The sequence below is a fragment of the Singulisphaera sp. GP187 genome (assembly GCF_900129635.1).
In the GTDB taxonomy this organism is placed as follows: domain Bacteria; phylum Planctomycetota; class Planctomycetia; order Isosphaerales; family Isosphaeraceae; genus Singulisphaera.
Genome location: NZ_FSRB01000003.1, coordinates 249,796 through 271,165 on the forward strand (window position 1 = coordinate 249,796; position 21,370 = coordinate 271,165).

Here is a 21,370-nt window from a genome sequence, read left to right on the forward strand (position 1 = left end):
CCACGTTTCGTGGGGAAGATCACCGATGCCGAATTCCCGCTCTCACGCCTTGCCGCGGGCTCGATTGTCGTTTATACGTCAACCCCCCAGAATGCCTCCGCGATTCCACGGTCCGACCCGGAACAACGCCCATGAACTTCTCCCCGCCTCGCCGCTTGCTGGCCGTCCCCGTCTACTTGTTGTTGCTCTTGGTCGCGCCCGACGCCGCGCTCCATGCTCAGCAGGCTCCTTACGACGTCTTCCCGCCGGCCGATCCCCCTTACTACCGCGTGCGGTATGAGCCCTCGAAAGAGGCCGGCGAGCTCAGCTTCGGCGTCAACTACACCGCCTGGATTCCGCCTGACCTGAAAACCGTGCGCGGGGTGATCGTGCACCAACACGGCTGCGGCGAGGGGTCGTGCAAGTCGGGACTCACGGGAGCGTATGACCTCCATTGGCAGGCCCTGGCGAAAAAGCATAATTGTGCGTTGCTGGCTCCCGCCTACGAACAGCCCGAGAAGGCCGACTGCCAGATGTGGTGCGACCCGCGCAACGGTTCGAGCGCGGCGTTTCTGACGGCTCTGGTCGACTTGGGGGCGAAGTCGGAGCATCCCGAGCTGGCCGAAGTCCCGTGGGCACTCTGGGGGCACAGTGGCGGCGGTCACTGGGCGGGTGGAATGGTCCTGATGCACCCCGAACGCGTCGCGGCGGCGTGGCTCCGCTCGGGCGTGCCCCAGTTGAAGGAGAACTCGGATCGGCCCACCATCAAGGCGCACACACTTCCCGATGCAGCGCTCAAGGTGCCGTTGATGTGCAACCTGGGCACGAAAGAAGGCGTATCGGTCAAGAACGACCGATTCTCCGGAGTCTGGCCCGCGAACGAGGCCTTCTTCAGCGAAGTTCGCTCCAAGGGCGGGCTCGTCGGCGTGGCTGTCGATCCGCTTACCGCTCACGAGTGTGGAAATCAGCGTTATCTTGCGATCCCCTGGCTCGACGTCTGCCTCACCGCCCGTCTCCCGAAAAGGTCGGGAGAACCCTTGAACGCCATGCCCGCCGACGACGTCTGGCTCGCGGTTCCGACCGGATTCGAGGCTCGGCCCGCCACCAAGTTTTCAGGGGATCCCCTCAATGCAGGCTGGCTCCCCAACGCGGCGTTTGCGCGGGCGTGGATGCAATACGTCAAGGACACGAACCTACCCGACACGACTCCGCCTCCCGCCCCGACGAACCTGCACGTCGATGGCAACCGGTTGCACTGGGAGTGTGAGGCCGACCTCGAAAGTGGCCTGGCCGGATTCATCATCGAGCGCGATGGGGCATTGCTCGCCAACCTGCCTGAAACGCCTAAAAACCCCTTCGGCCGGCCCCTCTTCCAAAACCTCCAATACAGCGATACGCCTTCTCAACCACTCGTCCCCTTACAATTCACCGACGCGACGACAGAACCGGGCGCTGCCCACACCTACAGGGTGATCGCCGTGAACTCGGCCGGAAGCAAGTCGGAACCGAGCGAGACCGCCAAAACAAACTGATCACCACAATGATTCATGTTGACAAGTCAATAAAATTGACGGAGGCCGAACTTTCCCCTGCCGGACCTGCCCCGACAGGTGATCGCCGCCGACGTGGAGGCAGCCCGCGATGGGGCGAAGCCGTTTCCCGCATTCCGGTTCGAGGACATCCGGGAGCGGCATCGCGTCATGGAGTCAAATGAGGCCAAGGGGACGAAGATCGTGAATCCCCGAGCGATCGGTCAGGTGGTCGCTCAGGGGTCATGCTGGAGCCGCGGCAGAGTGACGGTCCTCGACTTCCCGGTGAAGCGAAGCGGATCCGGATGTCCGTCGGACCAATCCATAAGCACGCCCGCATTTCTTAGATCGGCAAGCGGAGCTGCTGCTCGCCGCCGGTCTCGGTCGAGAGTGACGAGAGCGTCACACCGAGGAGCCGAATGCCCTTGGTGACCGGAAAGAGCGACTCGAGCAGCGGATCCACGATGGCCTCAATGGCGGCTTGGGTCGCAAGTTGGGTCTCACCCGTCCGACTGCGGGTGACTTGCTGAAAGTCTGCGTACTTGGCCTTGAGGGTTACCGTGCGTCCCCGAAGCGACGATTCTTCACAGTAGGTCCACACCTTGGCGATGAGTGGAGTGAGAACCACCCGTGCCTCTTCGAGTGTGAAGAGGTCGGCATTGAATGTCGTCTCAGCACCGATGGATTTGCGAATACGATCGGCGCACACCGGGCGTTCGTCGATGCCCCGCGCCAGGGCATAGTAGTAGGGGCCCGCCTTTCCGAACTGCTGTTGAAGGAATAACAGGGTCTGGGCCTTGAGGTCGCCGCCGGTACGAATTCCGAGCCGTTCCATCTTGGCGTGCGTCACGGGACCAATTCCGTGAAACCTTCCGACCGGCAGATTCTCGACGAAGGTCGGGCCCCTCCTCGGCGTGATGACGAACAAGCCGTCGGGCTTGCGCTCGTCGGACGCCATCTTGGCGAGGAACTTGTTGTAGGAGACGCCCGCGGACGCGGTCAGCTCGGTTTCCGAGCGGATTCGCGCCCGGATCTGTTCGGCGATCTCGGTCGCCGAGGAGATCGCCTGCCGATTTTCGGTGACATCGAGATAGGCCTCATCGAGTGAAAGGGGCTCGATGAGCGGTGTGTACGCAGCAAAAATCTCGCGGATTTGACGCGACACCGTCCGATAGACTTCGAACCGCGGTCTCACGAAGATCAGGTCCGGGCACTTTCGCTTGGCGGTCACCGACGGCATGGCGGACCTGACGCCGAATCTGCGGGCCTCGTAGCTCGCGGCCGCCACGACTCCGCGCTCGCGTGAGCCGCCCACCGCGACGGGCTTGCCGCGAAGCTCGGGATTGTCACGTTGCTCGACGGACGCATAGAAAGCGTCCATGTCGACATGAATAATCTTGCGCTGTCGTGCGGGTTCGACCACGCCCGTTTGGTCAAGCGTGTTGCTCACTCGCTCCCGTCGCTCGAACTCCGGCACCGGCATCTCACCACAGGCCGCGAGGCCTCCCTCATCGTTCGCCTGACTCGGCGGCAACCACGAACGGTCGATATTCGCTCATCGACCGATCGAGTGCCCGCGCTTGACTCCGAGGCTTCCGGCACACACTCTACCCGACTCCTGGTCGCGTGTATACTGACGCCATACTGTTTGAAGGCATGCGGGTTCACATGTTCTTCAGAGTGGCTTCGACCTAGCCGAACTCACGCTCGAACGCGGCCTGGAGCCTCGGGCTTCCCCGTCCCCGGACAACCTCCGCGATCCGTTCGCCCAGGCGCGGGTCATCCTTGTAGATCCCGAGCGCCGACAGCGCGGCGATCGCGTCCGGCTCCGACTCGGACGCAACGAGGTCCGCCAGAAAGTCCATCGCGGTCGGTCGGCGCAGGATGGCAATGGCCAGGAGGATGTGCCGACCCAGCTCGTCGGAGTGGGACCGTTCCCAGCAATCCCGGAGCGGGTCGAGCGCCTCGGCCAGACGCGACCTCCCCAGCGCCATGGCCGCCGCCTCGCACGCGGGCGGGTTGCCCGGATCGAGGAATTCGGCGACGAACGGGAGGTTCTCCCTGGGATCGACGGTCAGGAGACCGCTGAGGCACTCGGAGAGCACATCCGGGTCCTTGTCGCCAAGGCGGACCTTGAGGCGGAGAACCAGGCCCGCGCCCACGGTCCCGACGGCACCGAGCGCCACCGCCGCCGCGATCCGCACGTCCTTGGCAGGATCGGCCATGGCGTCGACCAGCACGGGCAGGGAGTCCGGGCCTTCCGTGCGCGCCAGGGCGACGAGGGCCGCCGCGCGCAAGCGCGGGGCGGAATCCTCCGATCCTCCCCAGGCCGGCTCGAGTTGGACGTGCCTCGCCGCCTTCAAGAAGACGTCAGGCTGCGGGTGCTCCATCCGGTCGAGGGCCTGGACGATCGCGAGCTTGGCACGGCAGAGCTTGTCGTCCTTGACGGGATTGACCAGGAAGCGAGCGAAGGCCGCCTGCAAGTCCCCGGCCAGTTCGGCGAGCGCGTTCTCGCCGGCGATCGCAGCGGCCGCCGCAACGACCAGGTTCGAACGGTCGCCGATCCGCTTCCGCAGCCCGCCCTTCTGCTCGTCGCTGAGCTCCTCTCCGCGGAGTGCCCGGATCGCCGCCAGCTTGTCGTCGAGGGATTCACGGGTTGCCATGCTTCGCTCCAGGGCCGGCGGAGGTGGTATCGCCGGACCGCTCAGACTCGGGACCGGCGGCCCGAGAACCGCACCAAGCCGGCCGAACGGACACATAAGGAACACGTGTTACAACAGCGGCGACTGGCTGACATAGAGGAACGGGAAAATCTTGCTGACCCCGTCGAAGAAGAGGACGGACGTGACGGCGACGAAGAGGATCGTGGCCCCGTGGGCCATGATCTGGCCCGCGATCCCGCCTCGCCTCGCCAGGCGTTCGAGCCACCCCGAGGCGAGCGCTGCCGGCCCTTGGATCGTGAAGAACGCGAGTTGGTAGCCGGTCAGTCGCGAGGTCGCCAGCGCGAACATGACCTCGTGGAATAGACCGCTGACCAGGAACACGAGCAGCAGGGAGCGGACCGGAGTGCGTCGGCCTCCGGTCGCCTGGAAAACGTTGCGGTAGAGCCAGTCATGGATCCGGCAATTGTACCGCCGCCAGAACTCGGAGACGGTCCGCGACAGGTAGGCATTTCGGATGATTGGAGTCGTGTCGAAGCCTGCCAGGCGTTCGAGCGCGCCAAGCGCTCGCGAAAGCGATTCGATGGCGAGCACAAAGGTCAGCAACATCACGGTATGGTTCAGCGCAAAGCAGGATCGGACCAGGGCGATCCCGGAGAGAGCTCTGACCGCCAGGAGAGCGACGGTGAAACCGATGATCCCACCGAACAGCCGCAGGACCTGTGGCCAAGGGCACTCCGGCCTCAGCAACCGACGCTTGTGATCGGGATAGACGGCGGAGAGTATCGGGAACGGGATCAAGAAGCGGTAGTATTCGCGAAGGACGATGCGCCGGTCGACCTTGTCCCAATGGCGTAAGTAGTCGACCAACTTGAAGGTAATGTCGCCCGATGCGAAAGCGGACGCAGCCCGTAGCCCCAGATTCGCGGACGGGATGAGCCATGGGCAAACCAGGATGATCGGCACGAAACACCAGCCGATGAAGGCGCCGACCCAACCTCGAAGCCGGTATCGCGGCAGCGGCGCGACCATGGCGAAGCCATACGCGACCAGGATCGCCAGGAAGAGCCAACCCACGTTCTTCATCAATCAAGATCTCGCACCATCGACAACGGACAGCCGAGCGACCATTGTGACCGATTTGAGGCCGGAGGAGCACCGCTTGCCGCTGCAATCCGGCCGTGGACTTCGCAGTTCGCACCCAGCATGAACACCTGTCCCCTGGGTGTCCAGCGCCAAATCCCGGGAATCTCCGAGTGGGGTGACCGCACCACGGAATGTGGATTTCCCCCGTCTCCCACTACGCCCGCCGCGAGAAAACCTGAGGAGGTCGGTGCTGTCTGCCGCCCGGCCATGATAACCGCCGCCTCGAAGGAAGGCTGGCTTTGGCCAGGCACCAAATCCAGGCAAGCTCGAGACTCTAGGTAATTCACCGGGAGTGGGATCGCGACAGCCGTTTCCCCTAAAACTCCCAACTCGCCCCTTTCAAGTGCCTGGCCATGACGGCCCGTCGTTTGGGTCGGTTGCGTGAGACGCTCAAGAAGCTAGAGTCGCCGGGGTTGGAGAAGACGCGAGTGTTCCTGGATGAGCGGTTGATGGGAGCGACGTCAAACGAGGTGGAGCGAGGCAATAGGCCTTGCCGTAAGATGCAGAAGTCGGTGTACCGGATCAGGACGTCGGGCGGGATCGAGGGTCGGTTGGCGCTAGACCTACAACGGGAACGTCAAGGAGACGACCGCTCCTAGAAAACCGGATCCCTACGCAAGACACGGGCCGCGTGATGCATCAAGCACGGTTTCTTTGTGCAGTGACTTCAAAAATTCTGGATTCCGAGCTTTTTTTTATTTCCTTTCGCACAAGTACATGGTGGAATGATTGACGCCCGTCGCATCCTCTCACAACTCTGAGGCCGTGATACAATCGAGTGAGGCTCGGCCTACTAACTCCTCGCAAGGGCCTGTTCACCCAGGCAATGCTGGAAATTACGGCCGAGCCTGAAGGAGGATCAGTATGAAGTTGGTGAAAGCTTTGGCGATGACGTCACTCGCCGCCACACTCTTCTTGGCTGCCAGTTCCTCCGGGGCCGGGGTCAAGAAGTCGCAGCGCATGTTATCCGAGCTGGAGCAAAAGAGCTTGTACGGCGGCGTTAACGACGCATGCTGTGGACAAGCATCGAACTGCATTGAGCTACACCCAGCATGCGCCACGTATCAAGTAAAATCGGAGTGTGAAGGCAAGTTTGCCGACGGCGTCCTTGCCGGCGCATTCGCGAGTTGCTCGACAACTTCTATTGGCAAGACGTGCACCGTCGACAACCTTGAAAAGTGTCGAGTTTTCGGATCTTGCAACTGGAATGACAGCACGAATGAGTGCGAGGTAACGCTACTCCCTAACGTGTACTCGCAGGGCTGGACTTCCTGCATCGACGATTGCGCTCCGGGTTGAATGAGGGATGATCCCTGAGCTGCCATCGAGATGCTGTAAATTGACGGCCCTCAATCAGCAGGCTTCTAAAAGGAGGTTTGTGCGAGCCAATCGGTACAGACGGTTGCATCAATGTTAAACATAAGACGCCATGCAACCTGTATCTACTCCAATTCGCCTACGGAGGGCCATGAGGGGGCAGGCTGCTAGCAGGAGTGGTCTACAACAATCCTGCCCGCAACTTGCCCCCTCGAGGCTATGCGTCTCGCAACCGCTAAGCCCATATGTTTCTAGCCATGGGCTGGCGGCTAGAGTTCACCTTGGAGAGGCTCGGATAAAACTTAATCATGGATTCGCTTAAACACCGGAACTCCAGAAATCCTCGGGTCAGCGGCAATGATTAGGGTGTGTTTTGTCCGAGCCACATAGGAACCAGCACCTGGACTCGAAATAGACGGAGTATTAAGCTCGAATAGGCCACTTGGCACGACGCTCCATCTGAACCGAGACACCTTGTTTAAAGGGTATTTTAGCAAGAACATGGTCGCCTTCTGCGACGGTCGGCCACCTATGCATTGCAGTCTGCTCCTGCTTAAATCCTGACGATCTGCACGAATTAGAGAATTCAAGGAATCCTTGGCAATGAACATCCGGTCGCAAGCAATGCTTTTGTTACTTCCGCTTCTTCTCGGGAGCGACTGGTCCGACTCCGATACCTCACTTGCTATGGTCGTCAAAGACGCCATCTCATCAAATGCATCGCGATGGAATTCGGGGGCGTTGAAAGTCCGTTTGACGTTTTATTCCAAACCGTCGGCTATGAATCTCGAGATGGATGCCGACGTAACATGGTTAGGAAGGCAATCATTGGTGGCATACAGATTGCGAGATATCACTGGAAACGTAATCGGTTCGCCCAGCCCGGACGTCCCACTAAATGAGCAGCCTATAAATTATATAATGCGATCGCCAACGAGTCTTTATACATATCATTCGAAAAACAAATCTTTGGTTCTTTACGACCCAAAAAGGAAAGAGCCTATCGTCGAAGTCTTTGCGGTTTCCCCGGTCGATTTCTGGGAGTATTTCCACGGCGGTTCACTTACAGCCAAACGAAAATGGGTAGATATGATCGGCCCAAACCCGATCTTCCCAGATAGCACCTATTCTCTCGCACGACTGGACAATCATCGTGTCAATTTCATAAGACAAGACAGCGGCGGTGGGATGCTCGAGCTTACGTCATCCATGGCAGTTGCCGGCAACGTGACGAAGGCCGCTTACAAAAATAGAAGCGGATCGCCCTCCTTCATTCAGAACTACGATTGGCGAACCGACCGCGATGGAGTGGCCGTTCTGGACAAATGCGAAATACGTGCGAGCCGCTCTGGCGATCTTGCTGACGCCGACCTCAGTCTTGTTGCCGAGTTTAAAGACATCGACCTTAAAACCAAGGTTCTTCCAGCGAAATTCACCGAGGATAGCTTGTTTCGGCTTCTGCCTCCTGGATTCACGTTTGTAAATCAGGTCACCGGGAAGCGGGTTCGCAACGGTGGGCTTAGAACCGAAACCGACTCGAGACTGAAATCTGTCGCCAAAGATCTTAAAAGACATGGCTTCCTAGCCAGATGATGACACGGCTCTAAGAGCACATTTCAACGCCTGCACAGAGACACAATCGCATTCCACATTTATAGACGATTCCTCTGTACCAAGCATTCTGCTAATCTCATAAATTCAATCCAATGGAGAAAAGAGTTGCTTATTCACTCTACCACCGTATTGCTCTGCCTATCCCTGTGCTCGTTGGGTGCCGAGCCGAGCAAATTAAAAAAAGACCTGCCGGATGTACGCTGTGGAAGTTATGCGCTATTCGTCGCCCTCACTGCTCTTGATCTCGGTCCTAAGACGTTCGATGAGCTTGAATTGGCGTTAGGCCCCCCTACAGATCGAGGCTATTCCATTGCCCAATTAAATGAACAGGCTAAAAAGTCTGGCGCCCGCACGCTCGCACTGTCGACGAACCTTGACGAGATTCTGGCCCGGCCTGATCGATTCGTAGCCATCTGCCTGATTAACAAAAAACACTTTGTTATATTGCAATGGATCGACGAAGCGCAGGGTATGGCCGAGATTATCAACGGGACCATAGCAAGTCGAATGCCACTTGACACTTTCAGGACCGCATGGGGTGGAGAATGCTTGCTGCTGGGCACCCAGCCACTGACCACAATATCGGTTCGCTCCTATTCGCACAAACAAATGATCACTTCAACACTCATCGTTTGCGTACTAGCAACAATACTACTTGCGTTTTGTGCACTTTACCTGAGAGCAAGAAATCGCCTAGCATCAAAGTCGATTTGCTTGGTGGGCGCATGCATCCTGGCGGCCTCTTCCGCCGGCTGTGGCAAGGAAAAAGCAAGTGCCTTCAGAAATTCGCATTCGCCCGAGCCTCAATCATTAGTTGCCTCCTCCAATGTTCATGATCTCGGCGTGATTGCTTCACTCTCCGCGGATCGCATCGAAACAATCGAAACTAAGATTCGCAACATATCGAATGCACCCGTTTCTGTTCTAGAAATTCAGTCTGGATGTGGCTGTACATCTGCGGCCTTAAGCAAAACTCGCATCGAATCGGGCGAAGAAACAGTCCTGACTACAATTATCAAAGTAGGCATTGATCCACAGCCACGTAGGAGTGTTGTCAGATTAGTCTCCAGCACATTGGGTTCACGGCCATTATCTATCACATACCAGTGGCAGGCCGCTGCGACGATTCTCAATATGCCAAGGTCAATTGATTTGGGAGAACTTGGCCCTGGCGTGCATAGGACAGCTCAAATTGCGATAAGTTCAATTCATCCTGAATTGTGTTCTCGATGTGAAGTCGCATCAAAGCCTAGTTCGCAATTAATGTCAATCGGATTTTTCAAGGCCGGCCAAGTTTCACGACTGTTATCGAACGGGAAGATGTCGAACTCGGTTAAGCTCGGCGATATTGCTCTGGACATCCGTGGCGATCATGAGGAGCAAGAGCATCGGGAATCTGTGGGATTGATTCTGTCATGTGGAGGGAAAATTCTTGGCGAATCAACAATTCCGGTGTTTTGGCGTTCTCGCTCGATTATTAGGGTCTCGCCAAGTCGGTTATGGCTTGGCGTTCACAAGATTGGTGACACGCTTTCCGGCAAGCTTAATTTGTCTTCTGCCGATGGTAAGCCGTTTCGTATCCGGAAGGGCACTTCCGATGATCCGCATCAATCCATTGAGATCACGTTTGACGGCGAAGACCGGTCGTCCCACATGGTAAACGTACTGGTCAAGTCCCCCGTCGTACCGGGCCCATGGCGAAGCATTCTGTCATTAGAGACTGATAATCCGAACGCAGCTCAGCTATATGTACCAGTCTCTGCGATCATCAATGAGGCCTTATAAATCATGTGCGAGCCATCCCCCAGTTTTCGTCCCTATCCTCGAAGGCACCTAGAGCTGGGCTTCTCCCTGATTGAAGTCCTTGTCGTGGTTTCTGTCCTGGGTCTGCTGTTGGCACTTTCAATACCGGCCGTGCAGGCCTCACGTGAGGCTGCTAGACGTTTGACGTGCATTAACAATCTTCATGAAATCGGCATCGCCCTCAATGCTCACCACGGTGTGCATGGGCGGTTTCCGAGCGGCATGCGTCCCGATGGCACAAGCCGTACTGGAGATCTTTATGCGGCTGGCCCTTCGTCGACGCATGCGCAATTGCTTGCGTTTATCGATAGCGGTGTGTTATTCAATGCGATAAATTTTGCGGGCACCTCATTTAGGGGCCCCTCGCTTTCGTTGCGTCCATCTAATGAGACCGTAAGAAAAACCACAGTGACAAGCTTTCTGTGCCCTTCTGACGGCTCGCTCAGCCTTGGGGGTAATAATTACCGAGCATGTGTTGGCTCCTTGCCGTACATGCATGACGGAACTCCCTGGCCCGGGGGCGGGGGTGCATTCCCCGGTCTTAAGGCCGTCTCCGCAGGGGACTTCTCTGATGGATTGTCTATTACAGCGGGCTTTAGCGAACGACTTGGTGGAAGTGGCCTGAAACATGCGTTCTCACAGCCCAGAGATTTGTGGTTTAGCGGACTGGAGGCTCTTGGCAATCCGGAATCAGCGTCCGAGGTGGCTTCCGCATGCGCGGGTTTGTCGACTACTCCTCCCACATTCTATGAGCTTATGGGGCATGCGTGGCTTCCTGCAGGATATGAAAACACGCTGTACAATCATGTTTTGACGCCAAATTCCAGAGTTTGTGATTGCAGCACCGGAATCTACGAGAACTCGGTTGGACAAACCACCGGAGGAGCGATCAGTGCAAGAAGTCGGCATCCTGGTGTCGTCGGTGTTTTATTCATGGATGGGTCAACACGATTTATTCGAGAGTCCATAGCAGCCCAAGTTTGGTCGGCGCTTGGCACTCGTTCAGGAGGGGAAACGATCAATTCCACCGATTATTAAGTTAAAGAGAAAGTGGAGCTGTATATCGATTTGCGGTAGAGTCAGTCATCGATCTGGCAATTGTACCTCCGCCAGAACTCGGAGACGATGCGCGACAGGTAGGCGTTTCGGATGATTGGAGTCGTGTCGAATCCTGCCAGCCATTCGAGTGCGCCAAGTGCTCGCGAGAGCGATTCGATGGCAAGCACGAATGTAAGCAACATCACGGCATGTTTCAGCGCAAATCTCGATCGGACCAGGGTGATCCTGGATAGAGCTCGGACCGCCAGGATGGTGATGGTGCAACCGACGATCCCACCGAAGAGGCGCAGAACCTGCGGCCAAGGGCTCTCCGAACGCGACAACCGCCGCTTGTAATCGGGATAGACGGCAGAGAGTACCGGGAACGGAATCAAGAAGCGGTAGTATTCGCGAAGGACGATGCGTCGGTCGACATTGCCCCAATGGCGAAAGTAGTCGACCATTTTGAAGGTAATGTCGCCCGATGCGAAGGCGGACGCAGCCCGTAGCCCCAGATTCGCGGACGGGATGAGCCATGGGCAAACCAGGATGATCGGTACGAAGCACCAGCCGACGAAGGCGCCCACACGACCTCGAAGCCGATACCGCGGCAGCGGCGCGACCAGGATCGCCAGGAAGAGCCGACCCACGTTCTTCATCAACGACTCGATACAGAGCTAGGAAGCCTCGCGCGACTCGTTCCCACGGTCCCCCACTATGCCTTACCCACAAGTCGTAAGTCGTTAGCAATCCGGAGGTTACGGAAGGGGGCTGTGGCCCGAGCTGGATGCCACAACTGGAGGACTCTCAAGCACTTGCGCCGATCACCCTCGCTGGACACCGGGCCAGACCCCCACTTGTGGGTAAGGCATAGCGGAGGACCGTGGGAACGAGGGTGATTCTTCGAGTCTGTCTCGGAAGGTCCGTCTGAACCGGGAAATCAGGGATGATTGGGTGCCACGCGGTTCCGTATTTGTCACGCGACAGTAAGTTAGGCCGCGCAATCGCGACACGAAGTTTGTCCGCAACCTGTTCGTTTGACACCTACTTGTTCGTCACCGCTAATCCCATGATCCGCTCGCGACTAATTGCGGACGCCACTTGCCGGCTCAACTGTCGCCCCTCGGTGTCCGCGATTACCCACTCACAAGCCAAGGGGTCAAAATTCACATACACATGCTTATTTTTGTTGAGAATTCCGATGTAAAGATTTCTATTGCATACGGAAATGTATCAAGTTGCTCCTGCCCATCGTCGACCTGTGGAGTTGGCCAGGTGCCTATTGACCGATTCCAGACTCCAGTTGTCCCGCTCCCACGCCGGTGTAAATTCGCGACCGGAGCTCGCCAACTCGGGGTACGCTTCCAATCGGCTCCGGCCCTTCACGCTGGGATACTCGCCACGCTGAATGTCGTCCATAATCTTCAGGCGTTCCCGCAACTCTTCCGGGGTCGCGCAGGCCTGCGGTTCCGCCCACCGCTTGGCCGTCCCTTGGGACCGCTCAACCACCCCATTGTCCTGGGGGGTTGCCGGAGGGTTGTAGTCGATACCGACCTCTATCCCGGCCAGCCACAGTCCGAGGTCCGTCGGCAGGTCGCCCCGCGCCGAACCCCACGGCGTCCCATTGTCGACCCGGATCCGATCGGGTCGGCCCCAGCGGGCGAAGGCCAGGCGGAGTTGATCCTGGGTCGACGCGGGCGAGACCTGGTTCCAGCGGGCCGGGGGGGAAAACCTCGGTCCAAAGGACTGCGCCACTGCACTCGTCAACGATTCTTAACCAGCAAACTCGCTGCCCGGTCTGGAGCGGAACGAGTTCGGCGGCGTCCATCTGCCAGACCTCATGAGGCCTGGCAGCCCGTAGAGTATCGCTCGAGGGCCGCCGTCCCGGCGGGGCGGGCGCGAGGTCGGCTCGGAGGAGCCACCGTTGAAGAGTCCGAGTGGCGGGGAGCGGTCCGTCGAGACCGTTGCGACGTAACATCACGCGGATCAACCCCGCCCCCCAGGTTGGGTGCTCGCGGCGAAGCTCCAGCACGGCTTGTACAAGGGTCTCGATGGGCTTAGGTGTCGCGACTCCACAACGGTCGTAGGACGTGGCCAGCGGATCGGCGTTCTCGGAACGGAAACGTTGAAACAACCGCCGAACGGTGCGTAAGGAGAGGTCCAAATCCTTGGCGATGGTCCGAACATCCTGTCCATCCTGGAAGCGATTCCAGATGGTTTGACGAATGGGAAGGGGGACGTGGCGTGGCATGAGCCGTTCTCCACGGACGACGGGCGAAAGAACGAGTCTCTACTGTAAAGCCATACCGATTCGCGGACAAACTTCGTGTCGCGATTGCGCGGCCTAACTTACTGTCGCGATTGCGCGGACAAACTTCGTGTCGCGATTGCGCGGCCTAACTTACTGTCGCGTGACATATTCGGAACCCGTACCCCCCAGGCCAAGGCATTCCCGCATGGGTTCCGAGTCCGGAACCGCATGGCACTCGGAGAAGATCCAAAAGCTTCGGTGGGATTCGCCTTTCGGGACAGACTCTAAGCTCCATGGCGGGTCGTTGTTCTTCATCGAACACGATCTCGTACCATCGACAACGGACAGCCGAGCGACCATTGTGACCGATTTGAGGCCGGAGGAGCACCGCTTGTCGGGGCACCCTCGCCCTGGTCTTCGGCTTTCGGCCCCAAAATAAACACCTGTCCCCTGGGTGTCCAACGCCAAACTCCGGGAATCTTCGGGTGGGGTGACCGCACCACGGAATGTGGATTTCCCCCGTCTCCCACTATGCCCGCCGCGAGAAAACCTGAGGAGGTCGGTGCTGTCCGCCGCCAGGCCATAATGATCACCGCCGCGAAGAACACGAGCAACCGTTGAGAAATCGGATGCGTAAAGACAGCCGCGGAGGAGCCGATCAACGCAGAGCGATCCTCAGGTGGAATAGGGATAGGTCCGTCCTCGGTCGGTGCTCTCGAGAAGTCGGTTCAATTTCTGATGCGATCGCCGTGACTGAACCGAAAACCTGGACCAGTCGAGCATCGCGGAAGGCATGCTCGTAAAATGAAGTCAGTCACAGGTCTCGAGAGAACCGCACCATGCCGCGCGTGATCGTCGTCGAGGACAGTCCGACTCAGGCCCAGCACCTCGGCTTCATTCTCGAAGAGGCCGGATTCGAAGTCGTCCTCGCCCCCGACGCCGAAACCGGCTTCCGGCGTCTGAATGAGGAACACTTCGACGTCATCCTCAGCGACCTCCACCTCCCCGGCGACAGCGGCTTCGACCTCTGCCGACGCCTCAAGGCCGACCCCGTCCACCGCAACATCCCGATCGTCGTCTGCACCAGCGAGGTCGACCCCGTGAACGTGCTGCGCGGGCTCCAGGCCGGCGCCGACGGCTTCGTCACCAAGCAACGCCCCCCCGCGGAGATCCTCGGATGTGTCCGGAGGGTCCTGCAGCGCGGGTGCGCCCCTGAGCCTTCGCCCTCGGCCCGCACGCGCGTCACTTTCCTCGATCAGGATTTCGAGCTGACCGCCGGCCGCGAACAACTTCTCGATATCCTCGTCTCCGCCTTCGAAGACGTCGTTCATATCAATGCCCAATATCGCCAAAGCGCGGTCGCGCTTCGCGAGGCGAACCGGAAACTGGAACAGCGCAACCTGGAGTTACAAAGGTCGGTGGAGTCGGAACGTCGTGCCCACGAGGAACGGAAGCGTGCCGAAAGCCATCTCATTCAGAACGAAAAGATGACCTCGCTGGGGCAATTGGCCGCCGGCGTGGCCCACGAGATCAACAACCCGCTGGCCTTCGTCATCAATAACATCACCCTCCTCCGTCGCGACCTCGGCTATCTGGAAGCGATGCTCAGCCTCTACCGAGAGGCCATCGCTCCCCTTGCCGTGGGCCGGCCTGAGCTGGTCGAGCCGATCGAGGAGTATGCTGAGAAGGTCGACCTTCCCTACACCCTCGAGAACCTCGGTCGGCTCCTCGAACGCACCGCCGAGGGGGCGAAACGCATCCGGCACATCGTCGCGAGCCTGCGCGACTTCGCCCGGCTCGATGAACAGGAACTCAAGGAGGCGGACCTGAACACGGGGATCGCCTCAACGCTCGACCTCGCCCGCGGCCGGGCCAGCGAACTGCAAGTCGCGCTGGAGACCGTGCTCGGCCCCTTGCCGATGGTGACCTGCTATCCCGCGAGGATCAACCAAGTGGTGCTCAGCCTGGTGACGAATGCCCTCGACGCCTGCAAGCCGGGCGGCCGCGTCATCATCGGCACCTGCGTCAAGGAGGACGGCGTGGAGATCGCGGTCACCGATACCGGGACCGGCATCCCCCCGGATGTTCTCGGCAAGATCTTCGACCCGTTCTTTACCACCAAGTCCCAGGGCAAGGGCACGGGGCTAGGGTTGAGCATCAGTTATGGGATCGTCCGCTCTCATGGTGGAACCATCGCCGTCGAGTCCACCTCCCCCGGCGGAACCCGCATCGTCGTCGATCTGCCAATCCGGCCGTCCCCGACGGCCGCCCCATAGGCTCAGCCCGGACAAGCTGACCGGGAAGGTCGATCAGGATTGGAAAACGGAACTGACGATCAAGAGGCCGGGGGATTCGCATTCAAGCCGATTGGCCCGGCGGCTCGAGGAGGTGTCCCATGATCGCAAACTCGGGTTTGGTGCCGGATCGTCAACCGTGGCTGATCGCGCCGGCGGTCGCGGTCATGAACCGCCTCACCTACCCGCGGAAGTTCGCGCTCGTCAGCCTGTTATTTGTGACGCCTCTGGCTCTTGTCATGGGCCTCCTGATCTCCGAGATGGACGCACGGATCGAGTTCGCCCGGAAGGAGATCCAGGGCACCCGGTATTTGCGCCCCCTGCGCCAACTCTTCGAGCATGTCCTCCAGAGTCGAGTGCTGGCACACGCCTACGGCAACGGGAAGGTCTCGCTCCGCCCCGCGTTGATCGGCAAGCAGGCGGAGATCACCGAGGACCTGGAGACCTTGCGGGTCATCGAGAGTGAGCTCGGCCACAACCTCCGGACGACGAGCAAGCACGACGCGCTCCAGGAGAACGCGCGGTTCCTCAGGGAGAAGCTGTTGAAACTGGAGGCCGGTGACAGTGACGAATTGCACAGGCAGCTCCTCGCGGAGATTCGCGATTTAAACGCTTATGTGAACAACACCTCGAATCTTATCCTGGACCCCGACCTGGACAGTTTTTATTTGATGGATGCCATCCTCATCGAGCTCTCGGGAGGCCAGGATCTCCTGGCCCTTGCGAGTTCGTTGGGTAAAGGCGTCGTCAAGGGCAGAACGCCCACGGCGGAGGAGAGGACGGAGTTCATCAGCCTGTCCAGCTTGCTGCGTTCCAACGAGGAGACGACCACAAGGGGACTTGACGTCGCGTTCCAGAACAATCCCTCGGCCAGCCTGAAAGCCGAGCTAGGGTCGACGCTCCGCGACCATCTTGCTGCCACGGATGCACTCCTGAGCGCGATCGACGGCAAAGTCGTCAGGTCCGAGGCGATCGCGATCCAGCCGGCCGACTACGACCGGCTCGTCCAGAAAAGCCTGGAAGCCAACTACTCCCTCTGGGACAAGGCTGTCGTCAACCTCGAGGGCCTATTGCGAGCCCGCATCGACGGTTTAACCCGGAAGAAGCATCTCATTGAGGCGTTCGCAGCGGTCATGCTGCTTTCGGTCGCCTATCTCTTGTTGGCCATCTATCTCGGCATCCTGGCCACCGTGAGGCGACTGAGAGAGGCCTCGGAACGTATGCTCGGCGGCTCGGTGGTCCAGCACGTCTCCCTGGAGACCAGGGACGAACTGGGTCAGGTGGCCACCGCCTTCAATAATATCGCCACGCGTCTGCGTGCTGAATGGGTCCAGGCGCGGGAAGAGAGCGCCCGAGCCCGGGCGGCAGAGGCGGAGGTGCGCACCGCCAAGGACGCCGCCGAACAAGCGACCCAAGCCAAAAGCACCTTCCTCGCCACCATGAGCCACGAGATCCGCACGCCGATGAACGCCATCATCGGGATGACGGAGCTCACCCTCGACACGGATCTGACTCCCGAACAACGGCAGTACCTCGAGCTCGTAAAGGAGTCATCCGAGTCGCTCTTGACGCTGATTAACGACATCCTCGACCTCTCGAAGATCGAGGCGGGCAAACTCGATCTCGAGTCGATTGAATTCTCCCTTCACGAAAGCCTCGGCAACACGATGAAGGCGCTGGCGCTGCGGGCGCACAAGAAACGGCTCGAACTCGCCTATCATATCGCTCCCGACGTCCCCGAGACGCTCGTGGGTGATCCGGGAAGGCTTCGTCAGGTCGTCGTCAACCTGGTCGGCAACGCCATCAAGTTCACCGAGCACGGTGAGGTGGTCGTTCGGGTCGAGAAGGAGTCTCAGTCGGCCGACGAAGTCTGTCTGCACTTCCGGGTGACCGACACCGGGGTCGGCATCCCCCGCGAGCGGCAAGACCTGATCTTCGAGGCGTTCACTCAGGCCGATAGCTCCACGACACGGCAGTATGGCGGCACCGGGCTCGGCCTGACGATTTCCGCCAGACTCGTCGCTCTGATGCGGGGACGGGTCTGGGTCGAGAGCGTGGCGGGCCAGGGGAGCACCTTCCACTTCACCCTGCGGCTGAGCGTGCGGAAGGACCCTGGTATCACGCGGGACTCGGCCGGGCCAACCTTGGTTGACAACCTGTCGGTGCTGGTCGTCGACGACAACGCGACCAACCGTCTGATCCTGGAAGAAATCTTGACCAAATGGCACATGAGGCCCACGGCCGTCGTGGACGGCCCCACCGCGTTGGCGGAGATGAAGCGAGCGGCCGCCGCCGGCGATCCCTACGCCTTGGTGCTCGCGGATGCGATGATGCCCGGGATGGACGGCTTCACCCTCCTCGAACAGATCAAGGCGCACCCCGAGCTGGCCCGTTCCACTCTGATGATGCTCTCGTCCGCTGACCAGTCAGGGGACGTCGCCCGCTGCCGGCGGTTGGGGGTGGACGCCTATCTGGTCAAGCCGATCAAGCGCTCAGAGCTGCTGGACGCCATTGTCACGTCGCTGGGCACGGCAGGGGTCGCCGATGGGCGCGGGGACTTGGCCTCCCGAGTCCACCGTCTCGAGCCGGGAGATTTGTCAGCTCCGTCGCAGCGCTTACGAATCTTGCTGGTGGAGGACAACCCCGTCAATCAGACGCTGGCAACAATCATGCTGGAGAAGCGCGGACACACGGTAATCGTCGCCGGCAATGGCAAGGAAGCGCTCGCCGCCTGGGAGCAACAGCCATTCGACCTGATCCTGATGGACGTGCAGATGCCCGAGATGGATGGCCTCGAAGCGACAGCCTGCATCCGCGCGAAAGAGCGGGGGACAGGCCGACACATCCCGATCGTGGCGATGACCGCCCACGCCATCAAGGGCGATCGTGAGCATTGTCTGCAGGCGGGTATGGACGGTTATGTCTCCAAGCCGATCGAGATCAGTGACCTGCTCCAGGCCATCGCCGACGTCGCACACAACACGACGGCGGGATTGATCCGCCCGGAAGGACTACCCGAAGCGACGCCCCCTCCCGATGATCCCGAGGGTGTGCTGCCGGATCGGAACGCACTGCTCGAGCGAGTCGGAGGCAGTCGGGAGAAACTCGAGAAGCTCGTGGCCGTGTTTCAAGGCGAGGTTTCGCGATCATTGGCCGAGATTCGAGCTGCGATCGATCTTGGGGACGCGACGAGGATCGAACGAGCGGCTCACTCGCTGAAGGGGGCGATTGGAGTGTTCAGCAAGGCCGCGGCCTATCACGTAGCGGAGACGCTGGAGTCCATGGGCTTTGCCGGCGATCTGACCGAAATCGGGGATGTCTACCACGCTCTCGAGAAGCGGGTCCACGAGCTCGAATTGGCTCTCACGGAAATCGTCCCGCGCTCGAACGATCGATGACTCAGCCGGTCGTGGGACTGTCGGAATCATGTCGGATTGCTCTGGCATTACTCGAACTCGCCGCAGCCGAGTACCGTGTCACAACCTCGGTCGGGGCCGCCATTTTGGAGTGGGTTCGTCGCTCCTGATGAGCGAGACGCAGGGCGGAGGCACGACGAATCGAGCCCAGGTCGCGAGCGACGATAGATTTTAATATTACCACATACAATATTGTTCACTTCATATTTTTTCATCTCCTTGAAACGTTCATCACGAACAAGGACAACATCGCCCGTTTCTGCAAGAATTACCGGTCGCGGTCGCGTTGGACGGGAACAGCGAAATGACCGCGATGCGGATCGCTGAATGAAAACGTCAAGGTAGCCGTTCACGTATGTCCGTCAGTTACTGATCGCTCTGTCATCGGCTGAGGTGGATCTGAGGTCGCTCTTGCCCGACGTTTGGATCGCCGCGCATCCCGAGCACTTCCTGCAGTGCCGCCGCGATGAGGCGGAGGCGGCCGCCCGAGCGCGGAAGCGGCGTCGCGAGAGACGCCAGGCCGAGTCGAAAACCGGGCTCCCAGCAGGTTGAAGTCGTGCCTCGCCCTGGGTTGATCGGACATCTCGATCAGCGTAATCAACGTCTCCAGACCGGCCAAGGGTCCTGGCCGGTGAATGGGCACGGAGAGCCGCGATCTGGCACCGTTACCGGATGAACCTTTTCCGGAATGTGGAGAGGAAAGTTCCCAGGGGGTTCAGGTGATGATTTCTCCGGGTCGCGGCGCTGGCGGGAGGGCGGCCGCGGGCGTCGCGTGACCAATTCAGGTCCCGCCGAGCGCCCGCGCCCAGGCCTGCATCGCGCGCCGAGAGGACTCGGGGGGTAGGCGGCGTATCCGAGGATCAGGCCGGGGGTGGGGGGGGTCGCGGCGCTGTACCTGGAGATGGGGTGGTATTCGACCCCGACCCCGGACGCTGCGGCCATGATCGCCTCCTGGGAGGCCCCGACGGCGCGGGCGACGAGGTGCATCCCGGCCTCGGCGGCGGGGATATCGACGGCCCCCGACAGCTCCGCACGCGCGGAGTCGACCACGGCTCCCTGGCGCTCGGCGTAGAGGGTCCGCATCTGGCGGATGTGCCGGGCGAAGTGGCCGCCGTCGATGAAGTCAGCCAGGACGGCCTGATCCAGCGGGGGCGAGTGCCGGTCGGCCAGCCAGCGGGCGGCCCCGAAGGCCTCCGCGAGTCCCGGGGGGGCGACGAGGTAGCCCAGCCGCAGGGAGGGGAACAGAACCTTGCTGAAGGTCCCCGTGTAGATGACCCGGCCGGACCGATCGAGCCCCTGCAAGGCCGGCAGCGGGAGGCCTCCGTAGCGGAACTCGCCAGCGTAGTCGTCTTCGAGGACCCACGCCCCGGAGCGATCGGCCCAGGAGAGCAGCTCCAGTCGGCGCGCCAGGGACATGGTGATCCCGGTCGGCCACTGGCAGCTCGGGCTGACGTAGGCCAGACGCGGGCGCGGCTGCGAGCGCTCGGCGGCGGACACGTCGAGGCCGTCGGCGTCCAGCGGGACGGAGATCACCTCGGCCCCGGCCATCTCGAAGGCCGGGCGCACGTCCAGGTATCCCGGCTCCTCCAGCCAGACCTTGTCGCCGGGGTCGATCAGGAGCCGCGCGATCAGGTCGATCCCCTGCTGCGCCCCGGCGGTGATGACGATGTCGTCGGCCGTGCAGCGGACCCCGCGCGAAGCCCCCAGGTATCCGGCCACGGCCTCGCGCAGGGGCCGATAGCCGAGCGAGTCGACCCGGGCGAACAGGTCGCGCGACAGCCGTTTCTGCCGACGGGCGGTCAGCCGCTCCCAGACCTCGCGCGGGAAGGCGTCGAGCGCGGGGACGTGCGGCCGGAACGGCGCGGGCCGGCCGCCATCGTGGCCCCGCAGGCGCCCGAATGCGGCGATCTCCCGGCCTCGGGCCGACAAACGCGAGGGGCCGCCGGCGCCGACGGCCGGCGCGGGGGTCAGGCCCGGCCTCGGGGCGTTCAGCAGGTGCTCGGGGAGGGTCCGCGAGACCCGCGTGCCGGAACCCACCGACGGCACCAAGTAGCCCTCCGACGTGAGCTGGTCGTAGGCCGACGCGACGGTGTTCCGCCCGACCCCCAGCGAGCCGGCGAGCCCGCGCGTGGAGGGGACCCGCTGCCCCGGGCGCAGTCGCCCCTCCAGGATCGCCCGCCGAATCTGGTCCCGGAGCTGCCGGTGGAGCGGCTCGCGGGCCCCGACGTCGAGGACGAGGGAGTCCAGGTCGAACCGCAGGGCGCGGCTGTTCTTCGGCATTGAAGTGGTCCCATGACTTGTTACGCGAGTGGCCCTTTCAACG

The 21,370-nt window shown here is 60.7% G+C and carries 13 protein-coding genes and 1 pseudogene; 7 read left to right on the forward strand and 7 right to left on the reverse strand.

Features of this window, described 5'->3' with window-relative positions:
* The first annotated feature begins 131 nt into the window (after positions 1–131).
* Complete coding sequence (locus tag BUS42_RS36985) at positions 132–1,511, forward strand: alpha/beta hydrolase (protein ID WP_074316143.1); 1,380 nt, start codon at positions 132–134, stop codon at positions 1,509–1,511.
* Positions 1,512–1,851: 340 nt separating this feature from the next.
* On the opposite strand, the gene dinB is transcribed toward BUS42_RS36985, so the two are convergent.
* From dinB to BUS42_RS37000, 3 genes are all read right to left on the reverse strand, one after another.
* The gene (gene dinB, locus BUS42_RS36990) at positions 1,852–2,889 is read right to left on the reverse strand and encodes a DNA polymerase IV (protein WP_410001738.1); all 1,038 of its coding nucleotides are present in this window, start codon (positions 2,887–2,889) and stop codon (positions 1,852–1,854) included.
* Positions 2,890–3,199: 310 nt separating this feature from the next.
* A complete protein-coding gene (locus BUS42_RS36995) occupies positions 3,200–4,171 on the reverse strand; it encodes a HEAT repeat domain-containing protein (RefSeq protein ID WP_074316145.1) in 972 nt (323 codons plus the stop codon).
* A gap of 108 nt (positions 4,172–4,279) precedes the next feature.
* Positions 4,280–5,254, reverse strand: coding sequence for an MBOAT family O-acyltransferase (locus BUS42_RS37000; RefSeq protein ID WP_074316147.1), 975 nt, complete (start codon positions 5,252–5,254; stop codon positions 4,280–4,282).
* Positions 5,255–7,234: 1,980 nt separating this feature from the next.
* Between BUS42_RS37000 and BUS42_RS43300 the strand changes: the two genes are divergently transcribed.
* The 3 genes from BUS42_RS43300 to BUS42_RS46820 all read left to right on the forward strand — a co-directional run bounded on the left by BUS42_RS43300 (position 7,235) and on the right by BUS42_RS46820 (position 11,086).
* A complete protein-coding gene (locus BUS42_RS43300) occupies positions 7,235–8,224 on the forward strand; it encodes a hypothetical protein (protein ID WP_143206657.1) in 990 nt (329 codons plus the stop codon).
* Positions 8,225–8,350: 126 nt separating this feature from the next.
* A complete protein-coding gene (locus tag BUS42_RS42290) occupies positions 8,351–10,030 on the forward strand; it encodes a DUF1573 domain-containing protein (RefSeq protein WP_083671215.1) in 1,680 nt (559 codons plus the stop codon).
* 3 nt (positions 10,031–10,033) lie between these two features.
* Complete coding sequence (locus BUS42_RS46820) at positions 10,034–11,086, forward strand: DUF1559 family PulG-like putative transporter (protein WP_074316158.1); 1,053 nt, start codon at positions 10,034–10,036, stop codon at positions 11,084–11,086.
* A gap of 41 nt (positions 11,087–11,127) precedes the next feature.
* On the opposite strand, the gene BUS42_RS37025 is transcribed toward BUS42_RS46820, so the two are convergent.
* From BUS42_RS37025 to BUS42_RS46825, 3 genes and pseudogenes are all read right to left on the reverse strand, one after another.
* Positions 11,128–11,745, reverse strand: coding sequence for a hypothetical protein (locus tag BUS42_RS37025; RefSeq protein ID WP_074316160.1), 618 nt, complete (start codon positions 11,743–11,745; stop codon positions 11,128–11,130).
* Positions 11,746–12,319: 574 nt separating this feature from the next.
* The gene (locus BUS42_RS45770) at positions 12,320–12,841 is read right to left on the reverse strand and encodes a DDE-type integrase/transposase/recombinase (RefSeq protein ID WP_074316162.1); all 522 of its coding nucleotides are present in this window, start codon (positions 12,839–12,841) and stop codon (positions 12,320–12,322) included.
* Positions 12,842–13,193: 352 nt separating this feature from the next.
* Positions 13,194–13,337: pseudogene (locus BUS42_RS46825) on the reverse strand (helix-turn-helix domain-containing protein); the annotation flags it as partial.
* A gap of 839 nt (positions 13,338–14,176) precedes the next feature.
* Between BUS42_RS46825 and BUS42_RS37035 the strand changes: the two are divergent.
* From BUS42_RS37035 to BUS42_RS43990, 3 genes are all read left to right on the forward strand, one after another.
* Positions 14,177–15,613, forward strand: a complete 1,437-nt coding sequence (locus BUS42_RS37035; protein WP_254054067.1) for an ATP-binding protein — start codon at positions 14,177–14,179, stop codon at positions 15,611–15,613.
* 119 nt (positions 15,614–15,732) lie between these two features.
* Positions 15,733–19,029 carry a hybrid sensor histidine kinase/response regulator gene (locus BUS42_RS37040; RefSeq protein ID WP_074316164.1) on the forward strand — a complete coding sequence of 1,099 codons (3,297 nt, stop codon included), beginning with the start codon at positions 15,733–15,735 and terminating at the stop codon, positions 19,027–19,029.
* Positions 19,030–19,458: 429 nt separating this feature from the next.
* The gene (locus tag BUS42_RS43990; protein ID WP_159452343.1) at positions 19,459–19,599 is read left to right on the forward strand and encodes a hypothetical protein; all 141 of its coding nucleotides are present in this window, start codon (positions 19,459–19,461) and stop codon (positions 19,597–19,599) included.
* A 45-nt stretch (positions 19,600–19,644) separates the two neighbouring features.
* Here the strand turns inward: BUS42_RS43990 and BUS42_RS37045 are convergent, their stop codons facing one another.
* Entirely contained in the window at positions 19,645–21,327 is a 1,683-nt protein-coding gene (locus BUS42_RS37045; protein ID WP_074316165.1) for a MocR-like pyridoxine biosynthesis transcription factor PdxR, read from the reverse strand.
* Between the last annotated feature and the right edge of the window lie 43 nt (positions 21,328–21,370).

Excerpts from the sequence above, each read along its gene's own strand:
- BUS42_RS36985 (WP_074316143.1), top strand. The coding sequence starts at position 132 with ATGAACTTCTCCCCGCCTCGCCGCTTGCTGGCCGTCCCCGTCTACTTG.
- dinB (WP_410001738.1), bottom strand. The coding sequence starts at position 2,889 with ATGGACGCTTTCTATGCGTCCGTCGAGCAACGTGACAATCCCGAGCTT.
- BUS42_RS36995 (WP_074316145.1), bottom strand. The coding sequence starts at position 4,171 with ATGGCAACCCGTGAATCCCTCGACGACAAGCTGGCGGCGATCCGGGCA.
- BUS42_RS37000 (WP_074316147.1), bottom strand. The coding sequence starts at position 5,254 with ATGAAGAACGTGGGTTGGCTCTTCCTGGCGATCCTGGTCGCGTATGGC.
- BUS42_RS43300 (WP_143206657.1), top strand. The coding sequence starts at position 7,235 with ATGAACATCCGGTCGCAAGCAATGCTTTTGTTACTTCCGCTTCTTCTC.
- BUS42_RS46820 (WP_074316158.1), top strand. The coding sequence starts at position 10,034 with ATGTGCGAGCCATCCCCCAGTTTTCGTCCCTATCCTCGAAGGCACCTA.
- BUS42_RS37025 (WP_074316160.1), bottom strand. The coding sequence starts at position 11,745 with ATGAAGAACGTGGGTCGGCTCTTCCTGGCGATCCTGGTCGCGCCGCTG.
- BUS42_RS37035 (WP_254054067.1), top strand. The coding sequence starts at position 14,177 with ATGCCGCGCGTGATCGTCGTCGAGGACAGTCCGACTCAGGCCCAGCAC.
- BUS42_RS37040 (WP_074316164.1), top strand. The coding sequence starts at position 15,733 with ATGATCGCAAACTCGGGTTTGGTGCCGGATCGTCAACCGTGGCTGATC.
- BUS42_RS37045 (WP_074316165.1), bottom strand. The coding sequence starts at position 21,327 with ATGCCGAAGAACAGCCGCGCCCTGCGGTTCGACCTGGACTCCCTCGTC.